The organism is uncultured Kluyvera sp. (assembly GCF_902485085.1).
GTDB lineage: Bacteria > Pseudomonadota > Gammaproteobacteria > Enterobacterales > Enterobacteriaceae > Kluyvera > Kluyvera ascorbata.
In genome coordinates this window covers 1-3,162 of sequence record NZ_CABTJS010000044.1, presented here as the reverse complement: position 1 = coordinate 3,162, position 3,162 = coordinate 1, and the positions used below count along the sequence as shown (strand labels likewise).

Here is a 3,162-nt window from a genome sequence, read left to right as displayed (position 1 = left end):
TTGTAATGGCTCAATAGTAATGTCCGCCTGTGGCTCAATTCAGATGTCCGCGCTATGGTAAGCTTCACTGGTCCGTTTAAACTACCGGGAGGCATATCATGAGCGCAGAAAGCTCAGGAGTGTTTACTTTGAAAGAGATCAACCGGATCAAGATTATACAGGACGTCATTGAACGTCGCATCACAACGCGCCGTGCGGCCGAGCACCTCGGTATCAGCGACAGGCAATGCCGCAGACTTCTTGCCCGTTACCGTGAAGGCGGACCGCTTGGTATGGCCAGCAGACGATGTGGCATGCGTGGTAACCGCCAGTTGCCACCCGGGCTCGCAGATCAGGCTCTGGAACTGATCAAGACGCGTTATGCTGATTTCGGTCCGACTCTGGCGCGTGAAAAGCTCGAAGAACTCCACGGACTGTTTCTTGGCAAAGAAACTGTCCGGCGCATCATGGTGCGGGCTGGCTTATGGGTTCCCCGTAAACAACGTGCCGCAAGGATCCCTCAACCACGGTACCGGCGTCCGTGTACTGGTGAGCTGATACAAATAGATGGCTGTGATCACGACTGGTTTGAAGGCCGTGGCCCGGCCTGCACCGCGCTGGTCTATGTTGATGATGCAACCAGCAAACTGATGGAACTGTTGTTTGTTAAATCGGAGTCCACGTTTTCTTACTTCGAAGCCACGCGGCGCTATATCGATAAGCATGGTAAACCGCTGGCACTGTACAGCGATAAAGCCGGTGTTTTTCGTGTTAACAATAAACACGCCACAGGCGGAGACGGGCATACTCAGTTTGGGCGAGCCATGCATGAACTGAACATCCAGACTATCTGTGCAGAAACCAGTCCCGCCAAAGGGCGTGTAGAACGAGCTCACCTCACTTTACAGGATCGTCTGGTCAAAGAGCTGCGGTTACAGGGCATTTGTTCAATGGAGGCTGCAAATGACTTCGCTGAGGCCTATATGGCTGACTATAACCGCCGTTTTGGCAAAGTACCGCGACATGATTTTGACGTACACCGTGCTGTAGAACATGATGAGGACCTGGGGCTTATTTTCACTGTTCGTGAAAAACGTAAAGTCTCAAAATCGTTGACGATACAATATGATAAAATGTTGTACCTGATTGAAGACAGCGAACTGAGTCGCCGTGCAATAGGTAAATATATCGATGTGTATCACTATCCTGATGGCAGAAAAGAGCTGCGCCTGAACGGTACGCTACTTCCCTACTCTACCTACGACCGACTGTCAGAAATCGACCAGGGCGCGATTGTCGATAACAAGCGTCTTGGCCGAACCCTGGAGTTTATCAGTCTGGTGCAGAGCAAGCGGGATAACACGCGCTCTCAGTCAATTCCCGCTGGAGATGGCCCTTCCCGACGACGGCCAAAGCAGGAAGGGAAGAAATCCCAGCGCTCACTGGATAATGATGACATGCTCGAAGCACTCAAACAGCTTCAGTCACGTTCAGAGGACATTTTTGGTAAAAGAGCCCGCTGATGGTACTCACTGGCCGGACAGTGGTTGCTCACCAGTTGATATTGTCCGGCCAGACCCATGATGTATTATTCATTTCGTTCAGCATCTTTATGTCCTGCTTTTCACGGGCATACTTACCCCATAATGAATGAAAAGAACGAACAATACTGATTAACTGCTTTTTTCTTTGCTCCGGAGATAGGCTGATAAAATAGCAGCACCTGCTGTCAATATTATCCTCAATGAAATTAAAATCAGAGTCTGATGCATATTTTACTGTTAGCATAATATCATTCGACGTTGTTCTCTCAGACTCTGTTAATGCTGATTCTATCAGGTATTCAAAGGCATACATGACAGACAGCTGGTTTTTGTCTGTCTGAATATAACCCATTGAGTTTCTGAGTATTGAGGACTGTACCAGGACCAGAGGCCATAAAAGCTCAACACCATAAAGCTTATATGTATCATGTTGATCATACTGATGTTGCTCAACACGACGATTACCTTCCCGTGCTTTACGAATATCATAGGCAAGGGATAACATAAATCCGTCTTTAACTTTAATCAGTGGGCTTTCATCCACGATGTAATGAATGAGTTCATGTAATTCATTCAGGGCTTCTGAATCTCCCCACAGTATAAAACCTGCATTGTTCGGCGTTAACTCGTATCGAAGCATGGGCTCAATCATCCTGTTGTTTCAGTCGGAGGAAAGTCTATCAGTAAAGAGAATGAGAGATCAAAGTGGTCATTTTAATTGAGCTGGATAACGGACATTTCAATTGAGCCTTGACAAGGCAAAATCTGCATTTCTGCGGTCATGATTGACCTGGTCCATTGAATCATGTGAAGCCACCTTTTCAAGCATGATTTGTGTCGAGGCCCCGCACGACCCAACGTCTACGTTTACACATGGTTGAAAGACGTTTGATATACTTCAGCCTTTGCCCACTGCTGCCGTAAACTTATGGAAATTGAATTAGATAAAAGCTTTAGAGAAAGGATTTTCCACGCGGTCATTTTTGAAGTCACGGCCAACATTATCATCGCGCTGTCGCTTGCCTGGCTGATGAACGTGTCGGTACTCCAGTCTGGTTCGCTGTCCGTGATATCCGCGCTTACCGCCACGGCCTGGAATTTTGTGTTTAACAAATTCTTTGACGCTCTTCAGAAAAAATACCAGTTTGAAAGAACGTTCCTCGTCCGCGCGCTCCATGCGGCCTGTTTCGAAGCCGGACTTATCATCACGTTAATTCCTGTGGCCATGGTGATGCTGCATTTAACGATGACGGAGGCATTTTTTGTTGAGATTGGTTTGGTACTGTTTTTCCTGCCGTACACGATGCTGTTTAACTGGGTTTACGATTACCTGCGCTGGACATTTGTTGGACGGAAACGGTCTGCTATGTAACGAGATATCTGTCACATAGACGCACCTGTGCTCATATTCGACTCCTGCCACCTTCTATACTCTTCATTTCTCTATCGCTTTCAAGGAGTCGATAATGTTTGATCATGTGAAATTTGGCGTCAGCGATTATGAAAAAAGTAAAGCCTTCTTCCTCGAGGCGCTTCGTCCGCTTGGTGTCGAACTCATCGATGAAGGCGCGCCGGATTATGGTGTTGAGATGAGCTCTGGCGACGTTTCGCTTTGCCTTTTCCAGACAAATGACAAACC

At 47.4% G+C, this 3,162-nt stretch carries 3 protein-coding genes and 1 pseudogene; 3 read left to right on the top strand and 1 reads right to left on the bottom strand.

Annotated features, from left to right (window positions below):
• Nucleotides 1-98: 98 nt before the first annotated feature.
• A complete protein-coding gene (locus RDN66_RS06085; protein WP_001567368.1) occupies nt 99-1,502 on the top strand; it encodes an ISNCY-like element ISKpn21 family transposase in 1,404 nt (467 codons plus the stop codon).
• Between the two features lie 28 nt (nt 1,503-1,530).
• Here RDN66_RS06085 and RDN66_RS06080 read toward each other — a convergent pair whose 3' ends face one another.
• The gene (locus RDN66_RS06080) at nt 1,531-2,163 is read right to left on the bottom strand and encodes a hypothetical protein (protein WP_001567369.1); all 633 of its coding nucleotides are present in this window, start codon (nt 2,161-2,163) and stop codon (nt 1,531-1,533) included.
• Between the two features lie 288 nt (nt 2,164-2,451).
• On the opposite strand from RDN66_RS06080, the gene RDN66_RS06075 reads away from it, so the two are divergent.
• The gene (locus RDN66_RS06075; protein ID WP_008503221.1) at nt 2,452-2,895 is read left to right on the top strand and encodes a PACE efflux transporter; all 444 of its coding nucleotides are present in this window, start codon (nt 2,452-2,454) and stop codon (nt 2,893-2,895) included.
• Nucleotides 2,896-2,989: 94 nt separating this feature from the next.
• A pseudogene (locus RDN66_RS06070) lies at nt 2,990-3,162 on the top strand (VOC family protein); the annotation flags it as partial.